This window comes from Cryobacterium sp. N22 (genome assembly GCF_002929555.1).
Taxonomy (GTDB): Bacteria; Actinomycetota; Actinomycetes; order Actinomycetales; family Microbacteriaceae; genus Cryobacterium.
The window spans coordinates 196,361-217,913 of sequence record NZ_PJJP01000037.1 but is presented as its reverse complement, the minus strand read 5'-3'; the positions used below and the strand labels follow the sequence as shown (position 1 = coordinate 217,913).

At 68.5% G+C, this 21,553-nt stretch carries 24 protein-coding genes; 11 read left to right on the top strand and 13 right to left on the bottom strand.

Annotated elements, in window-relative coordinates:
• Positions 1 to 8: 8 nt before the first annotated feature.
• Both CXY76_RS13680 and CXY76_RS13675 read right to left on the bottom strand, forming a co-directional pair.
• Positions 9 to 710 (bottom strand): DNA alkylation repair protein, encoded by a 702-nt coding sequence (locus CXY76_RS13680; RefSeq protein ID WP_104165400.1) that lies wholly within the window; start codon positions 708 to 710, stop codon positions 9 to 11.
• A gap of 31 nt (positions 711 to 741) precedes the next feature.
• Positions 742 to 1,344: a DUF1992 domain-containing protein gene (locus CXY76_RS13675; protein ID WP_104165398.1), complete on the bottom strand. Its 603-nt coding sequence runs from the start codon at positions 1,342 to 1,344 to the stop codon at positions 742 to 744.
• A gap of 98 nt (positions 1,345 to 1,442) precedes the next feature.
• Between CXY76_RS13675 and CXY76_RS13670 the strand changes: the two genes are divergently transcribed.
• Together CXY76_RS13670 and CXY76_RS13665 are read left to right on the top strand one after the other, a co-directional pair.
• Positions 1,443 to 2,393, top strand: a complete 951-nt coding sequence (locus CXY76_RS13670; protein WP_104165396.1) for an NAD(P)-dependent alcohol dehydrogenase — start codon at positions 1,443 to 1,445, stop codon at positions 2,391 to 2,393.
• A 9-nt stretch (positions 2,394 to 2,402) separates the two neighbouring features.
• Positions 2,403 to 3,065, top strand: a complete 663-nt coding sequence (locus CXY76_RS13665; RefSeq protein WP_104165393.1) for an alpha/beta family hydrolase — start codon at positions 2,403 to 2,405, stop codon at positions 3,063 to 3,065.
• 6 nt (positions 3,066 to 3,071) lie between these two features.
• On the opposite strand, the gene arfB is transcribed toward CXY76_RS13665, so the two are convergent.
• The 6 genes from arfB to CXY76_RS13635 form a co-directional block, all read right to left on the bottom strand.
• A complete protein-coding gene (arfB, locus tag CXY76_RS13660; RefSeq protein WP_104165391.1) occupies positions 3,072 to 3,494 on the bottom strand; it encodes an alternative ribosome rescue aminoacyl-tRNA hydrolase ArfB in 423 nt (140 codons plus the stop codon).
• A 65-nt stretch (positions 3,495 to 3,559) separates the two neighbouring features.
• A complete protein-coding gene (locus tag CXY76_RS13655) occupies positions 3,560 to 4,327 on the bottom strand; it encodes an SCO1664 family protein (protein ID WP_104165555.1) in 768 nt (255 codons plus the stop codon).
• 2 nt (positions 4,328 to 4,329) lie between these two features.
• On the bottom strand, positions 4,330 to 4,875 hold the full coding sequence (locus CXY76_RS13650) for a DUF3090 domain-containing protein (RefSeq protein WP_104165389.1): 546 nt from the start codon (positions 4,873 to 4,875) through the stop codon (positions 4,330 to 4,332).
• A gap of 9 nt (positions 4,876 to 4,884) precedes the next feature.
• A complete protein-coding gene (locus CXY76_RS13645; RefSeq protein ID WP_104165387.1) occupies positions 4,885 to 5,592 on the bottom strand; it encodes a histidine phosphatase family protein in 708 nt (235 codons plus the stop codon).
• Between the two features lie 9 nt (positions 5,593 to 5,601).
• Positions 5,602 to 6,102 carry a hypothetical protein gene (locus CXY76_RS13640; protein ID WP_104165385.1) on the bottom strand — a complete coding sequence of 167 codons (501 nt, stop codon included), beginning with the start codon at positions 6,100 to 6,102 and terminating at the stop codon, positions 5,602 to 5,604.
• A 93-nt stretch (positions 6,103 to 6,195) separates the two neighbouring features.
• Positions 6,196 to 7,038, bottom strand: a complete 843-nt coding sequence (locus CXY76_RS13635) for an endonuclease domain-containing protein (protein ID WP_104165383.1) — start codon at positions 7,036 to 7,038, stop codon at positions 6,196 to 6,198.
• A gap of 295 nt (positions 7,039 to 7,333) precedes the next feature.
• Between CXY76_RS13635 and CXY76_RS13630 the strand changes: the two genes are divergently transcribed.
• The 3 genes from CXY76_RS13630 (at position 7,334) to CXY76_RS13620 (ending at position 10,010) form a co-directional block, all read left to right on the top strand.
• Positions 7,334 to 7,711, top strand: coding sequence for a hypothetical protein (locus tag CXY76_RS13630; RefSeq protein ID WP_104165380.1), 378 nt, complete (start codon positions 7,334 to 7,336; stop codon positions 7,709 to 7,711).
• Positions 7,712 to 7,981: 270 nt separating this feature from the next.
• The gene (locus tag CXY76_RS13625) at positions 7,982 to 8,746 is read left to right on the top strand and encodes an SDR family oxidoreductase (protein WP_104165378.1); all 765 of its coding nucleotides are present in this window, start codon (positions 7,982 to 7,984) and stop codon (positions 8,744 to 8,746) included.
• A gap of 25 nt (positions 8,747 to 8,771) precedes the next feature.
• On the top strand, positions 8,772 to 10,010 hold the full coding sequence (locus tag CXY76_RS13620) for an NAD(P)/FAD-dependent oxidoreductase (RefSeq protein WP_104165376.1): 1,239 nt from the start codon (positions 8,772 to 8,774) through the stop codon (positions 10,008 to 10,010).
• A gap of 49 nt (positions 10,011 to 10,059) precedes the next feature.
• On the opposite strand, the gene CXY76_RS13615 is transcribed toward CXY76_RS13620, so the two are convergent.
• Together CXY76_RS13615 and CXY76_RS13610 are read right to left on the bottom strand one after the other, a co-directional pair.
• Positions 10,060 to 10,959, bottom strand: coding sequence for an RNA polymerase subunit sigma-24 (locus CXY76_RS13615; protein WP_104165374.1), 900 nt, complete (start codon positions 10,957 to 10,959; stop codon positions 10,060 to 10,062).
• The gene (locus CXY76_RS13610; RefSeq protein ID WP_104165372.1) at positions 10,956 to 11,834 is read right to left on the bottom strand and encodes an RNA polymerase sigma-70 factor; all 879 of its coding nucleotides are present in this window, start codon (positions 11,832 to 11,834) and stop codon (positions 10,956 to 10,958) included. The genes CXY76_RS13615 and CXY76_RS13610 overlap by 4 nt, the downstream gene beginning before the upstream one ends.
• A gap of 172 nt (positions 11,835 to 12,006) precedes the next feature.
• On the opposite strand from CXY76_RS13610, the gene CXY76_RS13605 reads away from it, so the two are divergent.
• Complete coding sequence (locus tag CXY76_RS13605) at positions 12,007 to 12,768, top strand: SDR family oxidoreductase (RefSeq protein WP_104165369.1); 762 nt, start codon at positions 12,007 to 12,009, stop codon at positions 12,766 to 12,768.
• Positions 12,769 to 12,790: 22 nt separating this feature from the next.
• On the opposite strand, the gene CXY76_RS13600 is transcribed toward CXY76_RS13605, so the two are convergent.
• The gene (locus CXY76_RS13600; protein ID WP_104165367.1) at positions 12,791 to 13,996 is read right to left on the bottom strand and encodes an NAD(P)/FAD-dependent oxidoreductase; all 1,206 of its coding nucleotides are present in this window, start codon (positions 13,994 to 13,996) and stop codon (positions 12,791 to 12,793) included.
• Positions 13,997 to 14,159: 163 nt separating this feature from the next.
• On the opposite strand from CXY76_RS13600, the gene CXY76_RS13595 reads away from it, so the two are divergent.
• The 4 genes from CXY76_RS13595 to CXY76_RS13580 are packed head-to-tail and all read left to right on the top strand — an operon-like array spanning position 14,160 to position 16,715.
• On the top strand, positions 14,160 to 15,077 hold the full coding sequence (locus CXY76_RS13595) for an RNA polymerase sigma-70 factor (protein WP_104165364.1): 918 nt from the start codon (positions 14,160 to 14,162) through the stop codon (positions 15,075 to 15,077).
• Positions 15,078 to 15,108: 31 nt separating this feature from the next.
• Positions 15,109 to 15,801, top strand: coding sequence for a DNA alkylation repair protein (locus tag CXY76_RS13590; protein ID WP_104165362.1), 693 nt, complete (start codon positions 15,109 to 15,111; stop codon positions 15,799 to 15,801).
• Between the two features lie 55 nt (positions 15,802 to 15,856).
• Positions 15,857 to 16,516, top strand: a complete 660-nt coding sequence (locus CXY76_RS13585) for a hypothetical protein (RefSeq protein WP_104165360.1) — start codon at positions 15,857 to 15,859, stop codon at positions 16,514 to 16,516.
• 10 nt (positions 16,517 to 16,526) lie between these two features.
• Complete coding sequence (locus tag CXY76_RS13580) at positions 16,527 to 16,715, top strand: hypothetical protein (RefSeq protein WP_104165357.1); 189 nt, start codon at positions 16,527 to 16,529, stop codon at positions 16,713 to 16,715.
• Positions 16,716 to 16,740: 25 nt separating this feature from the next.
• Here CXY76_RS13580 and CXY76_RS13575 read toward each other — a convergent pair whose 3' ends face one another.
• Positions 16,741 to 18,114, bottom strand: coding sequence for an alpha/beta hydrolase (locus CXY76_RS13575; RefSeq protein ID WP_199190307.1), 1,374 nt, complete (start codon positions 18,112 to 18,114; stop codon positions 16,741 to 16,743).
• Between the two features lie 186 nt (positions 18,115 to 18,300).
• On the opposite strand from CXY76_RS13575, the gene CXY76_RS13570 reads away from it, so the two are divergent.
• Entirely contained in the window at positions 18,301 to 19,860 is a 1,560-nt protein-coding gene (locus tag CXY76_RS13570; RefSeq protein WP_104165352.1) for a DUF1254 domain-containing protein, read from the top strand.
• 4 nt (positions 19,861 to 19,864) lie between these two features.
• Here the strand turns inward: CXY76_RS13570 and CXY76_RS13565 are convergent, their stop codons facing one another.
• Positions 19,865 to 21,553, bottom strand: coding sequence for an AarF/ABC1/UbiB kinase family protein (locus CXY76_RS13565; protein ID WP_104165350.1), 1,689 nt, complete (start codon positions 21,551 to 21,553; stop codon positions 19,865 to 19,867).

Genomic DNA, 21,553 nt, shown 5'->3' with positions numbered 1-21,553 from the left:
GGCTTTTCTCACAGTTCGCGGGCCAGGTAGTGGGCTCTTTGGGGTTTGTCGAGCTTTTCGGTGGCGGCACGGAGCGTCAGCTTGGGTAGGCCGGCAGCGTTTTCGTCGAGGAAGCCGAGGAGCGCGTCCCGGTCGATGTCGCCGAGGTAGCGCAGCATCCAGCCGGTGGCCTTCTGCACGAAGTCGTTCTCGTCGTCGCCGAGCAACCGCGCAAGCTGCAGGGTGTCGGTGATGTCGCCCCGGCGGAGGAACGCGGCGGTCGCGACCATGGCGGTGCGGCGCTCCGGCCAGAACGACGATGCCGCGAGGGCGTAGAGCGGGTCACGCGGTTTGTCGACGAGCCAGCCGCCGACCACCTGGTGCGCGCCCAGGTCCACGAGGTCCCAGGTGTCGATCCGGTCGTGGCGGCGCAGGTACAGCTCGTAGAGCTCCTCACGCCGTTCGACGCCGGTCTTGCGCTGCGTCGCCGCCTTGCCCATGATCGAGCAGGCGCCGGCCCGTACCTCGTGGATCGGGCTCTCCAGCAGGGTCTCGATGTCGCGCAACGGCATGGCGAGCGCCCGGCCGGCCAGGGCGAACACGTCGCCCATTCGTACGCCGATGAACGAGTCGTCGCCCGGGAAGTACCGAGTGTACTTCTGCCGCTGCTCCGGGGTGGCCAGGGCCACCAGGCTCCGCTGAAAGTGGGCAGCGGTTCTCTCGTCCGTCATGCAGTCAGGATGCCACCGGCCTCGGCGGGCCTCAACGCTCGCGTTTGGCCCGGCGGCGTTCCCGCCAGGTCATGGCGGCGAGCGCCGCCGCATGGCGTTCCCTTTCCGCGTCCCGCTCGATCCGTGCGGCGTCGCGGCGTTCTTTCCAACGGGCGACCTCCGCGTCGACATCGCGGAGCGCCGTGACGACGGGCGGGCCGCCGCGCAGCTGTCGGCGGGCCTCGATGACCCGCCGGTTGAAATCGTCGAGGATCTCGCGCACCGCTCGCTCGGAGACCACCTCATCGAGGCGGGCGTCGAGCCCGGCGCCCTCGGAGCGCAGGGTGAGGGCAGCCGGTCCCAGTCCGGTGATCTGCTCGCGCTCGATCTTCTGGCGGATCCACCAATCCGGGTCGTACGGGGCGGTGAGCCCCGGGATCGGCTTTCCCGTGCCGGGCAGGTTGTCGAAGTCGCCGCGACGCATGGCCTGCTGAATGGAGATCTCCACGTTCTGCGCGCGGGCATCCATCATCGCCTGGCCGGCCTCGTTGGTGTCCGGCTCGACCTCCGCGCGCTCGGATGCGGGAGTCTCACGGTTGATCTTGTACCGCGCGACGTTGAGCGGCGTATCGCTGGGTTCACGTGGGCCAGTCATAACACCAGCCTAGGTTCACCCCCACGGTGACGGGCCGCTCCGCGTACACTGACCGGCATGTTCCGACACCCGCACCGCGCGCTCGAACGCGGACCACTGTGAAGGCCGTCGTCTACGACCGGTACGGGCAGCCCGACGTGCTCAGGGTCGAGGAGATCCCGAAGCCCTCGCCCGGCGCCAACCAGGTGCTGATCGAGGTCGCCGCGACCTCCCTCAACCTCTCCGACTGGGAGGGACTGACCGGAAGCCCCGGGTACGCCCGGATCGGCGGGCTACGCGCCCCGAGGCGCCGGGTGTTGGGCTCCGACATCGCCGGACGGGTCGCCGCCGTCGGCTCCGGCGTGACCCGGTTCCGCGTGAATGATGAGGTGTACGGCGACAACATGGGCCTGTTGGGCGGGTTCGCCGAGTTCGCCGTGGCGCCCGTCACGGCTCTCGCCCACAAGCCCGCTGAGCTGACCTTCGCCCAGGCGTCGACGCTGCCCCAAGCTGGAGCGATCGCGCTACAGGGCACCGCCCGCGCTCGCCGCGGGCAGCGCGTGCTGATCAACGGCGCGGGCGGCGGGTCGGGATCGTTCGCGATTCAGCTGGCCAAACGCTCCGGTGCTCACGTGACCGGCGTCGACAACGCGGCAAAACTCGACTTCATGCGCGGGCTCGGCGCCGACGAGGTCGTCGACTACACCACCTCAGACTTCACCCGGCTCGAACCATTCGACCTGATCCTCGACCTCGTGGCACACCGGTCGGTATTCGCCTACCGGCGTGCGCTGGCCCGCGGCGGCCGCTACCTCTGCGTCGGCGGCACTGTGCGCAGCGTCCTGAGGGTCGTGACCGTCGGTGCTGCGCTCGGCCTGGTCACCGGGCGCCGGCTGGGACTGCTCATCGCCAGGGAAGGCCCGGCCTACTTCCAGCCCGTCGCCGAGCGTTGTGCCACGGGCGAGCTGAGCATCAACATCGACCGCACCTTTCCGCTGCACGAGGCGGCGCGGGCGCTCACCTACCTCGGTGAGGGACGTGCGCTCGGCAAGGTTGTCGTCACCGGATAGGGAGGCCGCATGGAATCGTCGGAGAGCATTCGTATCGTGGTCGAGGACGGCACGGTGTCGGGAGCGTTCGCCCGGCCGGCAGACGCGTTCGCCACGCTGGTGGTGGCGCCGGGCGCTGGGTCCAGCTACGACCATCCGTTCCTCGTCGGGTTCAGCGAAGCGCTGAACGCGGCCGGGGTGGCGACCCTGCGGTTCAATTTCCCGTACCGGGAGGCCGGCCGGCGGCTCCCCGACCGGGCTCCCCGGGCGATCGCCACCTGGCGGGCGGTCATGGACGCTGCGGCCGCCCGCTCCCCCGGTCGGCCCGTCTGGGCGGCCGGTAAGTCCTTCGGCGGGCGGATGGCCTCCATGGCCGTTGCTGCCGGCATGCCGGCAGCGGGCCTGGTCTTTCTCGGCTACCCGCTGCATCCGCCCGGCAAGCCGGACACGCTACGCGACGAGCACCTCTACGGGATCGACCTGCCGATGCTCTTCGTGCAGGGGACGCGCGACCCGTTCGCCGCCCCGCACGAACTCACGCCGGTGGTGGAGAGAATCGGCGCGGCGACGCTCCGCTGGATCGACGAGGGGAACCATTCCTTCGAGGTTCGGGGAGCAAAACGCCCGCCCGCCGAGGTGGGCGGTGCGCTTGCCGAGATCGTCGCCGGGTTCGTGCGCGCCAGCGTGGCGTAACCGGCGCTACTCAGCGGATGGCCGCTGCCGTTGCGCCTTCGTCGCCGAGCGCTGCTGCTTGGCGGCGAGGTGCCGCCGGCCGGAGCCCTTGGTGGGTTTGGTCGCCCGGCGGCGCGGCCCGTCGGGGGCGAGGCCCTCGGCCACGAGCTCCGCGAGCTTGGTCAGGGCGATCTCACGATTACGCAGTTGGGAGCGCTGTTCGGAAGCGGCCATGGTGACCACCCCGTTGGTCAGGCGACGGTCGAGTCGGCTGAGCAGCAGCATGCGCTGCTCGTCGGTGAGAACCGCAGACTCGACGACGCTCCAGGACACCTGCACGCGGCTGTCCGAGGTGTTCACGTGTTGCCCGCCGGGGCCGGACGACCGGGAAAACCGCCAGCCGAGTTCCGTCGCCGGAATCGTGAGCGCGGGCGATACCTCTAGATCCATTCCTCAAGGGTCCCACGATGTGGGCGCGGCCGGTGCCGTTCTGCGGGAATCGGTGACCGGGACCGTCAGAACAACGGCCAGGGCACCGCGGGCATCTGACCCTCCGGGGCCGGGAAACGGCCAACGGTGCGCAACCGGTCGCAGCGGGCAGCCAGGGCGACGAGCTCGGCAGGAGTGAGCAGGCCGGCGAGCTCGGGCCCGAGCCCGGCGGCGAGGCCGGCGCTGACCCGGTCGATCCCGGCCAGCTCGTCCATGCTGAGGTCCTCGCCCAGCCAGCCCCAGAGCACGGTGCGCAGCTTGTGGTCGGCGTGGAAGGTGAGCCCGTGGTCGACGCCGTGCCGGTGCCCGTCGGGCATGGCCAGGATGTGGTCGCCCTTGCGGTCGGCGTTGTTCACGATGATGTCGAACACGGCCATCCGGCGCAGCGCCACGGAGTCCTCGTGGATGAGCGACACCAGCCGGTCCCGCTCGTCCTGGCCGTCGAGCACGTGCCGCCAGCCCTGCTCGGGCATGGCCTCGGCGGGGATCAGGTCGACGGCATCTTGGTCGGGGTCCCGCTCCTGCCAGAGTTGCGCCATCCCGGGGCCCATCGGGCCGTCTCGCAACCAGGTGCGGGGCACGACGTTCCAGCCGAACGCCTCAGAGACCAGGTACGCCGCGGCCTCCCGGCTGGCCAGATTGCCGTCCGGGAAGTCCCACAGCGGGTTCTCCCCCGCGATCGGCTTGTAGACCACCGTGACACCGTCGATGGTGCCCAGGAACGTCGCGTTGGACGCCGTCGTGATCCGCCCGGTGAGTTCGAGGTCACCGTCGAGAAGGTCGGCGTCCGGCACGATCACGCGCCGGGGAGGGTGCAGGTGTGCCCGTCTGCGTCAATGGGATGACCGCAGAGCGGGCAGATGGGCCGGCCGGCGCCCACCACCTCGCGGGTGCGGGTGGCGAACGCCCGCGCGGTGCCGACGGGCATCCGCACCAGCAGCATTTCGGCCGGTTCGATGACGGCCACCTCGAGCAGCTCGTCGTCGTCCTCGTCCACGAGAGGGAAGGCCTCGAGCACGATCTGCACGGTCGTCGGGTCCCAGCCGAGGCTCATCGAGCCGGTGCGGAACTCCTCGTCGACGGGCTCCAGCGGGTCGTTGTCGACCAGTTCGATGGGGGTGACGGTGGGGATGCTGAACGGGTTGCCCTCGTAGGCGATCAGCTGGTCGAGGATCTCATCGATCTTCTCGGCGAGCAGCGCCGATTGTTGCTTCTCCAGGGCGATACTGACGATCTGGGCGCCGGTGCGCACCTGCAGGTAGAAGGTGCGGGAGCCGGGCAGGCCAACGGTGCCGACGACGACCCGATCCGGCCAGGCGAACTCATGGACGATTGTAGGCATGCAGGTATTTTAGGCGCGCGATGCGTGTGGCGCCTGATGACCCGCGCCGCCGCCGACCGAAGCGTCCGCCGAGAGAGCGCTCGCCGCGAGCCAGGAGAGGTCCCCGGCGTCGGTGTTGGTGGCGTGCACGCTGGGCCGGCTGGCGCCGTACCGCACGATCGAGACGGATGCCGGGCCCACGTCGATGCGCTGGAACAGGTCCAGATGCATGCCGAAAGCATCAGCCAGGATCGACTTGATGATGTCGCCGTGGCTCACCGCCACCCAGACGGCAGCGGGGCCGTGCTCGGCTTCGAAGGCGGCGTCAAGGCGGCGGATGGCGGCGACCGACCTGGCCTGCATCGCGGCCATCGCCTCGCCACCCGGGAAGGTCACGGCGGACGGCTGCGCCTGCACCACCGACCACAGTTTCTCTTTCGACAGCTCTGCGAGCGTGCGGCCCTGCCAGTCGCCGTAGTCGCATTCGGAGAGTTCGTCCTCGATCGGCGTCAGCACGGTGCCGGTCTGGCGGTCGATGATGTGCTGCGCGGTTTCCCGGCAGCGCTCCAGCGGGCTGGAGACCACCCCGACCAGCGGTACCGCGGCGAGCCGCTCCCCCGTGACGACGGCCTGGTCCCGGCCGGTCTGGTCGAGCAGAACGCCGGGCGTGCGCCCGGCCAGCAGGCCGGTCGCGTTGGCGGTGGTGCGGCCGTGCCGCACAAGAAGAACTGTGGCCATGGCTACAGCCTAGACAGCGGGCAGGGTGGGCGGGGTGGGCACGGCGCCCGGCCAGTCGCCGAGATAGTCCGCCGGCGCATCCAGGTAGGCGCTGAACGGGTTCACCGATTCCAGGTTTGCGCCCCCGGTGAGTTCCTGTGCCTGGGACTGCAGGTCAAGGGTGGTGCCGTTGTTCCGCACGGTCAGGCTGAGGATGGTGGGCTCGTTGGGCAACTCGGTAGCCCAACCGACCCGCAAGACGTAGTCCAGCACCCCGGGGGCCAGAATCGACGCAGCGTCGTCAACGGAAACCTCCACGATGACCTCATAGCTCAGACCGGAGATTACCGACCCGACAGTGCCCGTCTGGAGTCCCGGTACGGCGTTGAGGAGCTCCCCGGCGGCTTCGCGGCTGATGCCGGGCTCCGCCGGCGGCTCGGAGGCCTGGGGCCTGTTTGCGGGGAGGAAACACGAGGACAACATCGTCGCCACGCCCAGCGCCATGCCGACGGCGACCAGCGAACGCCGCATAGCTGTTCTGCGCTGTCGTCTCGCCCCTGATGTTGCTTCCGACTCCATGCGTTCCCCCGTATGTTGACCCACAGCCTACCGAGGCTCGCCGCCTCACCTTTGCGGCCGGGCGAGATGCAGGCCCTGGGCCATGGCTTGGAGGATCTCGGCCTCGACGCGTGGCCAGTCGAAGAGGATCTGTCGGTAGTCGTAGCGCAGAACCGTGTAGCCCAGCAGTGCGAGCCGCCGATCGTGAGCGATGTCCGCACGCCGCTGCTCGGCCGAGGAGTGGAAGCTGAATCCATCGGTCTGAAGCACCAGCCGGTCCCCGATCAGCCCGTCGACTCGGTGGCCGTCGAGCATGACCTGCTGGTCGACCCGGATGCCGCTGGCCGCCAGCCGGGACACGGGCAGCGTCTCCAGGCCAGAATCGGCGAGCCCCGACGCTACCGCTCGCACGGCGCGGGCCGCGGCGCTACGCAGGGGAAGCCTGGCGAGCGAGCCGAATGTCACCAGCTTCTTGTTCAGGGCGGAGTCCCAGACGACGAGGGCGTTTTCGAAGGGTTGGCACCCGGCAATATGCACGAGGGCGTTCTCAATCGGTTCGACGAGGGCGAACCGGGCAACCGCAACCGGCCCGGCACCCCAGTGCACCCGCAGGGTGTTCGATGCCGGTACCACTGCATTCCTCACCACGCTGACGTGGTTCATCCCATCGGCGAGGTGCCACAGTTCACGTCGCCGGGCCAGGCTCAGGCACGCCACCCGTCCGCCGAGCGCAGCCGCAGCGCGCAGATCGGCCGGGGCCGTCGGCAGAGCCAGCCAGTTCCGCCGCACACGGGCGCACTCACCTCTGGCGATACTGTGCCGAATCGCATAGCGGGTGAATCCAGCGCGCTCGGCCTGCTCGGAGTGCGCGATGCCACCGTGCTGGGCGAGCCAGGTGCCAAGTTCCATGCGCCCAGTGTTGTAGCCCGCATCCCCCCGCCCGCCCGGAAAGTCCTCCCCTGTACACAACTACCCGCGCGGCGCCCCTGTGCACACCGCCTCGCGGCCGACGCCCGCACCTCGAAATAAGGAAAAAGTGAGGTAAAAAGGACAGAATTTGGCTTATCGTCCTTATTTGGGCACTTTGTCCTTAGTTCCGTGCGGCACGGCGCTGGATCTGCCGTGACCGGGGCCGTCGGCTGCGGCTGAGATTCTCGGCCGGTGGCGTCTATCCGGAAACCATGAACCCGCGTACGGTCGCTCCATGGCGAACCTCATCGAGAAATTGGCGGAATCGGTGCCCTCCTGGGGCGCAAAGTTGGCGTACGGCGAGAAGAGCACGTTGGGCGGGCACGACCTGATCCCCGTCGCGCTCGTCGGCTTCGGCTTCGGCGGCGGCGAGGGCTCCAGCGAGATGCCCGACGGTGGCCTGGGTCCGGCGGGCATGGGCGTCGGCGAGGGCCGGGGCGGCGGTGGCGGTGGCTACGCGGTGCCGATCGGCGCCTATGTCGGCGGGCCGGACGGCCTGGAATTCCGGCCCAACCGCATCGCCCTGATGGTGGTCGCCGTTCCCGTGGTCACTGCGGTGGGGCTGGCACTCGCGCAGATCATCCGCGCGTTCCGCGGCAGCACGCAGAGCTGAGACGCTCCGGTGTTGAAACCACATCACCGCGTGTACCGTCACCGTTAACGGGAGGCCCGGTCGAGTCGTGAGGTAAGAGCGGAAGCACAGGGTTTCAGGCGGCTTTGTCCAAGGTTGCGCCAAGCAGACCGCGACTGGTCCCGTCCGCCGCCGAGCGCCCCGGAACGATAAGACCACATCGCCCAAACGGTCACACCTGGGCGGCCTATCCGGTCATAGCTCTGTGACGGCCGCGGAACACCCGCGCCGCACCGACGGAAGGTTTCGCTCATGTCCAAGATCGTCGTCATCGGAGGCACCGGCCTCATCGGCTCCAAGGTCGTCGCCAAGCTCACCGCCCACGGCCACGAAGCGATCCCGGCCTCGCCGAACTCCGGAGTGAACACCCTCACCGGTGAGGGCCTGGCCGAAGTCCTCGCCGGCGCCGACACGGTGCTCGACGTGTCGAACTCACCCTCGTTCGCCGACGACGACGTGATGACCTTCTTCACCACCGCGACCACCAACATCATCAGCTACGCCAAAGAGGCCGGCGTCGGCCACTACGTCGCCCTTTCCGTGGTGGGCGCCGAACTGATGACCGACAGCGGCTACCAGCGCGCCAAGGTCGCCCAGGAGAAACTGATCAAATCCAGCGGTATCCCCTACTCGATCATTCACGCCACTCAGTTCTTCGAGTTTGTGAAGAGCATTGCCGCGACCGCGACGGTCGGCGACGAGGTGCGCCTGTCCCACGCGCTGATCCAGCCGATGGCGGCGGAAGACGTGGCGACCGCGGTCGCGCGCGCAACGGCGGGCAAACCGTTGAACGGCACCATCGAAGTGGCGGGCCCCGAAGAGCTCGGCCTCGACGACCTCATCCGCACCGGCCTGGCCTTCGCCGGCGACCCACGCACGGTGGTGACCGACCCCGAATCCACGTACTTCGGCCAGAAGCTGGGCGAGCGGATGCTGTTGCCTGGCACCGGCGCCGTCATCTTCGACACCCGGTTCGACGAGTGGCTGACCACCGCCGCGTCCACCCCCGCGAGGTAGACCCTCCAACGAGAGAAGAGACACCATGACCGAACCACTCGTCATCGTCGGCGGCGGGCTCGCCACAGCCGGCGCGGTCCGGGCCATCCGGGAGGCGGGCCACGACGGTGACCTCGTGGTGTTCGGCTCCGAACCGCACCACCCTTACGAGCGCCCGCCACTGTCCAAGGACTACCTGCGTCGGGAGGTCGACCGCACGAGCCTGTTCACCCTCGCCCCGTCCTGGTACGCCGAACACGGCGTCGAGGTGCGCACGGCGACGACCGCGGTTGGACTGAACGTGGCGGATCACCGCCTCACGCTCGCCGACGGCCGGCAGCAGCTCTACTCCCGGCTGCTCCTGGCGACCGGATCCTCGCCGCGCTCCGCCGGCATCCCGGGTGAGGACTTACTCGGGGTCCTCGCCCTGCGCACAGTGGAGAGTTCCGACCTGCTGCAGGCCACTCTCGACGCGGCCCGGACCGCGGGCGGAGGGCAGCTCGTGGTGGTCGGCGACGGCTGGATCGGCCTTGAGGTCGCCGCCTCGGCGCAGAGCTTCGGGCTTGATGTCACGGTGCTCGGCCACGGCCGGCAGCCGCTCGGGAAGGTTCTCGGCGACACGATGGGCGCGTTCTACGCCGAGGCCCACCGCGAGCACGGCGTCACCCTCCTGGAACAGGTGGAGGTCGCGTCGATCGACGGCCTGGCGGGCAGGGTCACCGGGGTCACCGTGCAGGATGGCCGCGTGCTGCCGGCCGATGTGGTCCTGATCGCGGTGGGTGCCGCACCGAATACCGGGCTCGCTGCATCAGCGGGAATCGCCCTGCGCGCCCGGGAACTCGGCGGTGGCATCGCCGTGAACGGCAGCCTCGCCACCAGCGCGCCCGACGTCTTTGCGGCCGGCGACGTGGCGAGCATCCCCTCCCCCGTCTACGACCGTCCGCTCCGGGTCGAACACTGGGACACCGCCCTGAGAACCGGCCCGCACGCCGGCGCCGGCATGCTCGGCGCGACGGCTGCCTACGACCACCTGCCCTATTTCTACAGCGACCAGTACGACATCGGCATGGAGTACACCGGGTTCGTCGCCGGGCCAGGCGACTACGACGACCTCGTGGTCAGCGGATCGCTGGAGACGCGCGAATTCGTGGCGTTCTGGACCTCCGGCGGCCGGGTACGGGCCGGAATGGCGGTGAACAGCTGGGACCGGATGCCCGACATCGAGGCCTTCATCCGGTCCGGCGCCGTCGTGGTCGCGGAGGAGCTCGTCGCCTTCCACGGGTAGACCGCCCGCCGCCTGACCTGCGCACGACGGGGCCGAGCCGGTTTTCGGGTCAGTCAGCGTTCCAGTGCCGGAGCTTGTCGGGGTTGAGGACGATCCAGACGTCCCGAATCGTCCCGGTCCGCACGCTCACACTCATCACGCCCACCACTCTCTGGTCCCGGCGGAAGACCAGCCCGGCCTGGCCGTTGACCGATTGCTCGGTGACCGCCAGGGCCGGGACCCCCGAAATCACGCGAATGAGCAGCCGGGCGGCCTGTTCCACCCCCCGCGTCGGGGAGGGCGCCGCGCTCACCTTGCCCCCGCCGTCGATGATCACGGCGATGTCGGGGTGCAGTCTCGACCGCACCTGGGCTTCGTCCTGAGCCGCGCAGCCGGCGAGGAAATCGAGCACGAGCGCTCGATGACGCTCCCCGGGCGCGTCGTGTTCCCGGCGATGGTGAATCTCCCGGCGGGCGGAGCGAGCCAGCTCCCGGGTGGCCTCGGGAGAGCGCCCCACGACGTCGGCGATCCCGCCGAAGGGCACACCGAACACGTCGTGCAGGATGAAGGCCACGCGTGCCTCAGGCGTGAGCGATTCCAGCACCACGAGCAACAGCATGTTCAGGGACTCGTCCAGGGAGATCCGGTCGACCGGATCCGTGCCGCCTGGCGTGCGGGGCGCACCCAGGTGGGGAAGGGGTTCCGGCAGCCAGTCGCCGACGTACTGGCCGCGGTCGAGCCTGGCCTGCCGTAGGGCGTCGACACAGGTGCGCGCGAGGATTTCCGTCAACTGATCCCGCAGCGAGACGCCCGCGTCCCGCTCGGCCGCCGGCGCCTCGCGCCACAGGGTGAACGTGCGCTCCACTGCCCGGTCGGCCTCCGCGATGGATCCCAGGATGCGCAGGGCGATGTCCAGGAGTCGTGGGCGCTCGGCCGACAGCGCGTCGGAGGCCGGCTCGCCGGATGTCAATCCACCCCAGCGGACACGCGACCGAGCTTGTCGGGATTCATCATCCACATCAGCTGCTGGATGCCGTCGTCGCCGACGGTCAGCGTGAGCGCGGTGGTCACCGTTCGGGCCTCGGTCAAAGTCACGGCGTGCTGACCGTTCAGCTCGACCCAGTCGATGGTCTTGCCGGCCCAGAAGTGGCCGGAGAACGCGGCGACGAACGTCGCCACCCTGCTGCGGCCGTTCACGGGGATGCGGGCGGCCAGTTTGACGCCGTTTCCGTCGGAGTAACTGACGACATCGGAGGCGAAAAGATCTTCAAGCGCGGTGACATCGCCGCTCTGGGCGGCCTGCAGGAACGCGGCGAGCAGACGGCGTTGTTCGGCGGACACCACGGGCGCCCGGCGCTCGGTGGCCAGCTTCTTGCGAGCCCGGCTGACGAGCTGACGGGTGGCGGGTTCCTTGAGCTGCACGATTTGGGCGATCTGCTCGTAGGGATAGTCGAAGGCCTCGCGCAGGACGTAGGCGGCGCGTTCGGTGGGGGTCAGTTTTTCAAGCAGCAGGAGCATCGCGAACCCGAGGGCTTCACCGCGCTCGGCACCGAGCGCCGGGTCGTCGCTGGTATTGACCGGCTCGGGCAGCCAGGGACCGATGTAGGTCTCGCGGCGGGAGTGGGCGGACTGGAGGACATTGATCGACAGGCGGGTGGCCGCCGTGGCGAGAAACGCGGCCGGGTCACGCACCGCGCTGCGGTCACAGGTCTGCCACCGCACCCAGACATCCTGCACGATGTCCTCGGCTTCCGACGCGGTGCCGAGCATCCGGTAGGCAATGCCGAAGAGGCGCCGTCTGACGGCGGAGAACACGGCCACCGCGTCATCCAGGCCGTCACTCATCGATCTCCACCATAAAAAATCCTCCTGCGGGGTTCATAGTCAAAAGACGATCCATTGAGAACTATGACCGCACAGAACCCCGATCTGTGACACGGTGTCACAAAATCGCGTCGAAATCGGTCCTAGCTGATCAGACGCTGCTCACCGAGCCGCGCGCCAGGAGAGGAACACCATGAGAATCGTCGTCGTCGGAGGCACCGGCCTGATCGGCACCAAGGTTGTAGACCGGCTCCGCCGTGCCGGGCACGATGTGGTGGTCGCTGCGCGGGGCACCGGGGTCAACTCGTACACCGCTGAGGGTTTGGACGAGGCGCTCGACGGCGCCGAAACCGTCGTCGATCTCTCGAATTCGTCGTACACCGACCAAGCCGGCGCCCTCGACTTCTTCTACGCGTCCACCCTCAATCTGCTCACCTTCGGGAAGGCGGCCGGGGTGCGCCACCACGTCGCCCTGTCCGTGGTCGGCACCGATCGCCTCGCCCAGACCGAGCGGGGATATTTCTTCGCCAAGGACGCTCAAGAGACCCTGATCCGCCGGTCCGCCCTGCCCTATTCCCTGGTGCACGCCACCCAGTTCTTCGAATTCGTGCGCAGCATCGGCGATGCCGCCGCCCGGGACAACCTCATCCACCTTGCTCGGGCTTCCGTGCAGCCGATCGCCGGCAACGACGTGGCCGCCGCCGTCGTGCAGACCACGTTGGGTGAGCCGACGATGTCGACCACGGAGTTCGCGGGTCCAGAGGTCTTCGCGATGACCGACCTGGTGCAGCTTGAGCTCCACTCGCGCAACGACCCGCGCCAGGTGGTGGCCGATCCGCTCGCACGCTATTTCGGGACGACCTTGACGGCCGACGAACTCCTGCCCGGCGCGGATGCGTTCCGCTTTCCCACCCGCTTCGAGGATTGGCTGCAGCAGCAGACCGAAGCCGACTGATGGAAGGTCTGAACGCACGGGACTAATTCCTGAGGTCGACAGGCATCCTCTTCGGGCCGGAGGCCAGTATCAACGATCCGGGCCGGATCCGCTCTCGTCGGGGCGAACCGGTCGCGAGGAATGTGCAGACGAATTCCTTCACCATCGCCCCGGGCCGACCGGTGATGCGGATCGCCAGCGGCCGGTCCGCCTTTGTGAGGAGCTGGATGATCCCGCTCTTGCGGCCGATGCTGATGCACTGGGCGCTGAAACCGACGTCGAGCTTCGTCAGGCCTCCTCCGCGCAAGACGGCCAGAACGTTATCCGCCGCGTGGCCGCCGAGGGGCATGGCGATTGCACAGCCCATCCGCAGGTGCGATCCGACGGAGGAGGGCGGATGCACGGCGTCGCCGGCACCGAAGATTTCAGGGTAGCCAAGCGCACGGAGTTCCTCGTCGACCAGCAACCGGCCGATCGGGTCGACGTCGAGCCCGCTGCGACGGGCGAGATCGGGGACGGCGAAAGAGGCGGTCCAGACGGTGACGTCGCTGGGAAGAAGCGCGCCGTCCAGGAGCTCAACGGCATCGGCCAGGACCCGGCCGGCGCCGCTGCCCTCCATCACATTGACGCCGAGCTTCTTCAGCGAACGGAGGACGGACTTGCGGGACGCCGCGGGGAGATGCGCGAGCACGGCGCCTCTCGACACCAGGGTGACCGACGCGCCCGGGTGCTGTTCCGCGAACTCAGCGGCGGCCTCCACACCCGTCGCCCCGCCCCCGACCACCACGATGCGCTGCTCGTCCGGGCCGGTGGCGAGCGCACGGCGCGCGGTCTCCGCCCCGTCAGCGTTGCTGAGCAGGTGCGCGAACTCGTCCGCACCGGGCGCTCCAAGCGCGGCCGTGCTCCCCACGGCGTAGACGAGAGTGTCATAGGGCTCCTCCGTGATCCCGCTGCGTGTCGCGACGGAGAGCACACGGGCAGGAGCGTCGATCCGCAGCACCGTGCCCAGGACGATCTCGATGCGGTCATGCAGCATGTCGCCCAAAGGAATCGCGGCGTGCGTGCGCACCCCCGCGGCCACCTCGTGCAGGCGCACACGCTCGATGAAATCGGAGGTGGGATTCACCATCACGACGCGCACGCGTCGGCTTTCGTCAGCCGTCAAGGACGCTTGCACCCGGTTTGCCGCGAGGATTCCGGCATAGCCGGCCCCGATGACGACAACCCTGTGCTCGGAACGTGTGCTCATGCGGTCTCCTTATCGAAAATGGGCGGTTCATAAGTAATGACCGCCGCCTCCGCCGAAACGTGACACCACCTCGCGCGCGGCCTGTCACGAATCACCATCCGCACCGGGCGACGGTAAGTTGAAGCCGGATCGTACAGCGAGCAACGCCGACCAGAGGATGCCGATGGGAGTTCCCAGTCGCGAGGTGACCGCAGCAGAACTGGATGAGCTGGCGGCAGGGTTCGAGTCGATGCGCCCACGGCTCTTCGGTATCGCCTACCGCATGCTCGGCAGCGCAGTGGAGGCAGAGGATGTCGTGCAGGACGCCTGGGTCAAGTGGCAGACGACCGACCGATCGGGCATCCGCAGCCATGGTGCATTTTTGACGACGATGACGACCCGCCTCACAATCAACGTGGCGACGTCGTCGCGCCTGCGCCGGGAGACCTACATCGGCCCGTGGCTACCGGAACCGGTCTTCACCGCCGCCGATCCGGAACTGGGTGCGGAAAACACCGAGGCCCTCGAGGTCGGGCTCCTGCTGCTGATGGAACGACTGACACCTCAGGAGCGTGCCGTCTATCTGCTCCACGAGGCCTTCGGCTACACCTTCGGTGATATCGCCGCGGTCGTCGAGACCACGGAGGCCAACGCCCGCCAACTCGCCCGGCGTGCCCGCCTGCACCTCAAGGAGCACAGCGACAACCGCGTGACCGTCGCGCAGAAGAACCGTCTGCTCCGCTCCTTTCTCGCCGCCGCTCAAGCCGGCGACCTGGAGGGCCTACAGGCTCTGCTCGCCGACGACATCGTCCTGTACTCGGATGGTGGCGGCAACGTGACCGCCGCCCGCCGGCCCGTCGAAGGTCGCGACAACGTGGCACGGTTCCTCCTCGGTACAGTCCAGAAGCTGCAGGTGCAGGTCGAGCTGAACGTCGCCGCAGTCAACGGTTCCGACGCCTTCGTACTCCGGATGGATGGCGAGCCGTTCCTGGTCGGCGCCATCGGGGTCAGCAGCCGCGGCATCAACCGGATCTTCTTCATCATGAACCCGGTGAAGCTCGGCGCCGTGCGCGCCGTCCCACCCGAGGGTCACGCGTCGTAGGCTGATTTCACGGGATGGACAGGAGGCGGCGATGGCCCAGACGACAGCGACAGCGACAGTGACGGCAGCGGCAGAGGTGATGGCCGAGTTGACCGCCCTTGAGGATCCGCAGATCCGCGCGGTGAACGCCAACCACGGTGACGACCACGGCGTGAACCTCACCAAGCTGCGGGCGGTTGCCAAGCGGCTCAAGACCCAGCAGGAGCTGGCCCGCGAGCTGTGGGCGACCGGGGACACCGCGGCGCGTCTACTCGCGGTGCTGATCTGCCGGCCCAAGGCATTCGAGCGCGATGAGTTGGATGCCATGTTGCGCGAGGCGGGCACGCCCAAGGTGCAGGACTGGCTCGTGAACTACGTCGTGAAGAAGAGCCCGCACGTCGAGGACCTGCGCGTGGCTTGGTTCGCCGACCCGGACCCTGTGGTCGCCAGCGCCGGTTGGGCGCTGACCACCGATCGGGTGGCGAAGAGACCTGACGGGCTCGACCTCCCCGGGCTGCTGGACATCATCGAGGCTGAGATGAAGGATGCCCCGGAGCGCTTGCAGTGGGCGATGAACCACTGCCTGGCCCAGGTCGGGATTGACCATCCCGAGTGCCGCGCTCGCGCCCTGGCCATCGGCGAGCGCCTGGAGGTGCTCAAGGACTACCCGACTCCCCCGGGCTGCACCTCGCCGTTCGCGCCCATTTGGATCACGGAGATGGTGAGCCGCCAGCAGCCGGAGTGACCCGGAGCCCTAGTGCGAACGGTCGCGCCGGTCACCGTCCCGTACTGTCGTTCTCATGAGTGTCGAACACAATGACGTCCTACTCCCCTGGCGGCACGCCGACCGGCGCGCGACACTGATCGCCGTCATCGCCGTGGCGTCCGCGCTGGCCGCGATGCTCATCGCCGCCACGCTGCCCCTGTGGGCGGGCGACGATCCGATCCGCACGGTTCTGCTCGCGGCCTACAACCACAACCAGGTGGACTGGATCTGGGAGTTCTCCCCCCGCGACGCGTGGTGGGCGGTCGGGCTGGTCCTTGTCGTGCCGGTGCTCAGCACCGTCATCGGGGCATACAGATCACGACGGCGTCTGGCCGACGCCACGCGCCGGATGCCCGGGGCCGCAGGGCTGTCGACCATCGGTCGGGCATTGTCCGAGGGCCAGCGGAATGCCCAGATGCGCAGCCGGGAGGTGGACCTGGCGGCGAGGCAGCGCCGCTTCACCGAGCAGAACCGTTCCCGGCTGTCCCCCTGGAGTTCCCTCGGGGCGACGTTCGCGTACATCCTGGGTGGCTGGTTTCTCATCGGGATCGCCCTCGACGTGACCGGCGCGACGGCCGCTCCGGTCGGCGTGTGGATCGCTGCGCAGTCGTGGTGGTTGCTGATCGCGGCCCTGGTCGTGTGGGGTGCCATCCTCAACCTCGCCGACCGCCGCCGGGGCTCGCTCGCTCGGTAGGCTTGCGGGCATGTTAGTCAGGTGGCATTCGAACCCCGTTATCGCCGTTGTCTTGATCGTCGGCGGCTTCCTCATCCTCTTCACTCAACATGAAGACACGGTGACGGATGTGCTCGCGGCCATGTTCATTCTCATCGGCGGTAACTTCGGCGGCTTCTACTCGGGGTACATGATCGGGAAACGAGCTGGCGGCAAGTGACCGACCTAGGCTGCCCCGGGCGGGGTCACCCCACCAGCGGCGCATCGTTTCGGACCGCCCAGACCACGTCGAGGATGGCCTGAGTCGTCACGGCGGCATCGCCTTCGTCCGAGATCAGGGACGAGTGGGTGGCACCGTCGACGACACGGTGTGCGCTGTTCGTCGACAGGGCCGCCATGGCCGCTTGTTTTGCGGGCCAGCCGGGAGCACTTCCGCTGCCGGCTTCCAGAACGATCACGGGCTTGTCGGCGAAGCTCTCCAGAGTGGCAGCCTGCTCCATCGAGGAATTGGCCAGGAGGTACTCCTCAATCGTGCTCCCCAGTTGGCCGCCTTTCGCGACGCTGGCGCGCGCCTGGGCCCGGGATGCCGGCGGGAGGCTGTCGTAGTCGAACTGACCGTAGAGGCGGCCAACGCCGAGGCGGGCTGAGGCCGAAACCAGCGCGGACACGCGATCCATGAGGGACGAGTCCCCCGCAGCCGAGGATGCCGCGCTCGGTTGCGTCGTCGGTACCGGGGCGGTGGAGTCGATCAACACCATTCCGGACACCTCGTCGGGGTACAGGGCTGCGAAGGTTTGCACATAGAGCCCGCCGAACGAGTGTCCGGCCATCACATAGGGTCCGGCGACCCCTCCGCGCTGCAGCAACGTGTGCAGGTCAGTCGCAATCTGGGTCGCGTCCTGGGGCGCATCCGCGGGTTCACTCCAGCCACGCCCGGCCCGGTCGTAGACGCAGACCCGGGTGTCGGCGGCCACGGCCGGCTCGATCCACCCGAGCACGGCGGACATTTCGCCTCCGCCTGGTTCCAGAACGACAGTCGGGCTTTCGGAACCTGTGCAGCTCAGGTGCAGACGATGTCCGCCGACGTCGACCAGGTCGCCCGCCATCGGGTAGGCGCGCGTGTCCACCGCTTCCATCACGGTTTCGTAGCCACCACCGATCGAGGCAATGGCCAGCAGCGCGATCACCGGGTAGAGCAGCCATCGTCCGCTCCGGCTCCGTAGCTGTGCGTGCACACGGACGGCCATCCAGATTGCCAACAGCAGCACGACCGGCGGCCACACCCAGTTGAGCACCCCCTGCACCGAGGAGCCGAACACCACCAGAAGCAGACCGCCCAGTCCCAGCACCGCCGCGGGGACCGCAGCCCACCGCTGCGGCTGATCGGTGAATCGGCTCGTGAGCACGGCCAACATCGCCCAGCCCAGCCCGAAACCCAGGAGGACGGCCCCGGTGAGTTCGCTTTCCCCAGGCCGGATGAACGGAGCCGCGGACAGGAGCAGAGCGGCGACGAGTCCGAAGGCCAGTGAGGCGAGGACGATCAGGCCCATGCGGCGCCCCGGGCCGGGATCGGGGCGGGGTGGAAGGTCTGTGTCTGTGCGAGAGGGGGTGGTGGTCACGATGAACTCGATTCCAAACACTGCTGGCGTGGCGCGACTGCAGCCGCTCTGCACCCGTGGCACCTGCTGTTGACAGGGACGTTACCACCCGATCTGCATGATGCGGAGCCCGCGGCCCTGGCATGCAATGAACCGAGAAGAGTCGCGCTGGCAGCCACATCGTGATCCAGACCAAGGAGGAATCTGATGAGTCCACACCCAGACGTATCCGTGCCGTCGGTGACGTCGATTTCGACGCCGGACCGTATCGAAAGTCGCCTCGGCCCGCTGCAGTTTCAGGATGGAGCGCCGACGAATGAGACGGCCGACCTGCTCTACGACCACCTCGACTTCCTCCACGGAGTCGAGGCATTCATCAATGCCTATCGTGGCGCATCGACCACCGCCGTCCGGCGCGGATTCACGTCGATCGGCGTCGAGGACAACACCGTCCTGATCTTCTCCGACCTGATGGACTCGGCGTCGCTGTTCCTCACCGCCAATTGCGACACCATCTACGTTCTGAGCTTCCTCGACCTGAGCGATGGACCCATGGTGGTCGAGGTGCCCGCGCTCCCGGCACCGTCGGGCATCCTGGGCACCGCCGATGACATGTGGTTCCGCTGGGTGACCGACATCGGCCTGCCCGGCCCGGACCGGGGCACCGGCGGGCACTACCTCTTCGTCGGGCCAGGCTATGAGGGCGAACTGCCCGACAGCGGCTTCCACGTGTCGCACTCCCGCACAACCCGGGTGATCCTGCTGCTGCGCGCATTCATGATCGACAACGACCCGACGGTGCCGGTGCAAGTGATTCGCGATCAGCTGCGCATCCATCCCTATGCTCCCGGTGGCCCCGGAACGGCTGTGGCCAGCTTCCTGGCCGGCCGGGCAACCCTCGCCGGACCAGCAGCGGCCCCGGAGACTCATTTCGTTGAGGGGTCCGGTGTGGCGTTCAACACCATCCCGCCCGTCGACTTCGGCTACTGGGACCTCGTCAACGAGCTCGTGCAGAACGAACCTGTCGGCGCCGGCGATCCGGAAGTGCTCGGCCTGTTGGCGGCGGTGGGCATCGTCAAGGGACAGCCGTTCGCCCCCGACCAACGGATGCGAAAGGTACTCGAGGAGGCTGCCGTGGTCGGCAATGCCACCGCACGGACCGTGTCCATCGCGCCGCGCGAGGAAGAAGGCTGGGCCTACTACCCAGGTTCGGGCTGGATGAACCCGCTGTTCACGGCGGGATACGACTTTCTTGCGCCGCCGCCGCACATCACCGGGGCGGGCGCCGTTCAGAGCCCACAGGATGGCGCGCTCAAGCTCAACGCCAGGATCGCCTGGTTCTACCCGTACACCGGTGTCACGCCGGCGATGTGCATGCGCCTCACCGGGATCGGGTCCCAGTACATCTTCACCATGCGCGACGGCGACGGGGCGTTCCTCGACGGCGGCCTGAACTACCGTTTGTCGCTCCCGCCCGACATCCCCCAGAGCCGCTTCTGGTCGGTGATGGTCTACGACCGGCAAACGCGGTCGATGCTGCAGACGGATCAGCCCAAGCCCGATCTCGGCAGTCAGTCCGGCACGGTGCGGCAGAACCCCGACGGATCAACCGAGATCTATTTCGGACCGGCGGAACCCGACGGGCACGCCACCAACTGGCTGCAAACGCTCCCTGGCAAGGGCTACTTCGTCATCCTCCGCCTGTATAACCCCCTGCAGCCGTTCTTCGAAAAGTCCTGGCGGCCGAGCGAGATCGGACGGGATTGAGCGCTCAGCGGCCGCGGGCCCCTGCGAACAGCGCATGGATCAGCGGAATGACCGACCCGATCATCAGCACCGCGCCGAGAACCGCATCGTCCGCGCGGAGGACCGCGCCGGCGATGAGCAGGGCACCGAACAGGACCGCCGACACGACGCGTGCCGTGCTGCGCTCCAGCCGGGCGACCCGCCGCTCGAGGCCGGGGTTCGCCACCGCCACGGTGCCGTCCTCGAGGCGGGTGACGAGCCCGTCCAACCGCTTCGGCAACCCCCAGGCGATGCCGGCGTTCTCGAGCGCCTGCTTGCCGAGGTCTTGTGCCACGTTGCCGCGCTCGTCGCGCAGCAGCTGTGACGCGTACGGCTCGATGGAGTCCCAGAGATTGAACGCGGGATCCAGCGAGCTGCAGACCCCGGAGGTGAGCGACATCGCCCGGATGATCAGCAGGAAGTTCTCCGGCAGCTGGAACGGCAGCGACCGCACCACATCGCCGAACTGCAGGGCGAAGTCGCGGAACTCCCGTGGATCCACCTCGCGCAACTCGGCGAAGCCCATGCCGCCGAAGCGGGCGAAGAGCTGGGTCATCGCCCGCTCCAGCTCGGTGGTGTCTGAGGAGGGAAGCAGTACTCCCACGTCGCGCGCCGCCTCCACCAGCCCCTTGCCGTCCCGCGAGGCGGCAGCGATCAGCATCTTGCGCAAGCCGCGGCGAGTGCTTGTCGGAACCTCACCCATCATGCCGAAGTCGATGAACGTCAGTCTCCACCCGCGGCCGCTCGGATCGTTCGGTGTGGGGGTGACGAAGATGTTGCCGGGGTGCGGGTCGGCGTGGAAGAAGCCGTTGGTGAACAGCTGGTCGAACATCACGGCGGCGAAGACCGGGGCCACCTGCGCCGGGTCGATGCCCGCCGTGGCCAGCGCATCCGCGTCGGTGATCTTGATCGCCGTCACGTCCTCGAGCGTGAGCACGCGTCTGGTGGTGCGCTCCCAGACGATTTCAGGCACGCTCACCCGCTCGTCGTCGGCGAAGTCCTCCGCGAAGCGCACGGCGCTCGCCGCCTCGTGCAGGTAGTCGATCTCCTCCAGGCAGGTCTGCGCGAACTCCTCGACCAGCGCCGGTGCATCCACGCGGTCGGACACGAGCCGCACGTGGCTGAGCCAGCCGCTCACCCTGCGCAAAGCCGCCAGGTCCACGTCGACGATGGCGTCGATGCCGGGCCGTTGAACCTTGATCACCACGCCGTGCAGCCCGGTGTCGGCGGCATCGAGCGGGGCGAGCCGAGCGCGATGGGCCTGACCGAGGGATGCCGCCGCCACCGGCGTCTCGTCGACCGACGTGAACGCCCGCTCCAGCGGCATGCCCAGCTCGGCCTCGGCGCGCGCCCGGATCGCCGCGAAGGCAACCGGCGGCACCTCGTCCTGCAGCCCCTCGAGTTCGGACGTGATCTCGGGCGGCAGCACGTCAAGCCGGGAGGACAGGAACTGGCCGACCTTGATCATCAGCCCGCCCAGCTCCACGGCGAGCACGTGGAAGCGTTGCGCGAAGCGGCGCATCCGCTTCGCCCGGGTGCGTTCCGCAACCCTCGCGAGCCCGATCCGCGGTAGAAGCAGCTCGTAGAACCACGTGACGGCGAGGTTCCAACCGGCGAATCGCAGGATGCGGCGGTACCGAGCGCGGGTGTCCCCAGCGGCGGGGTTCACGCGCAT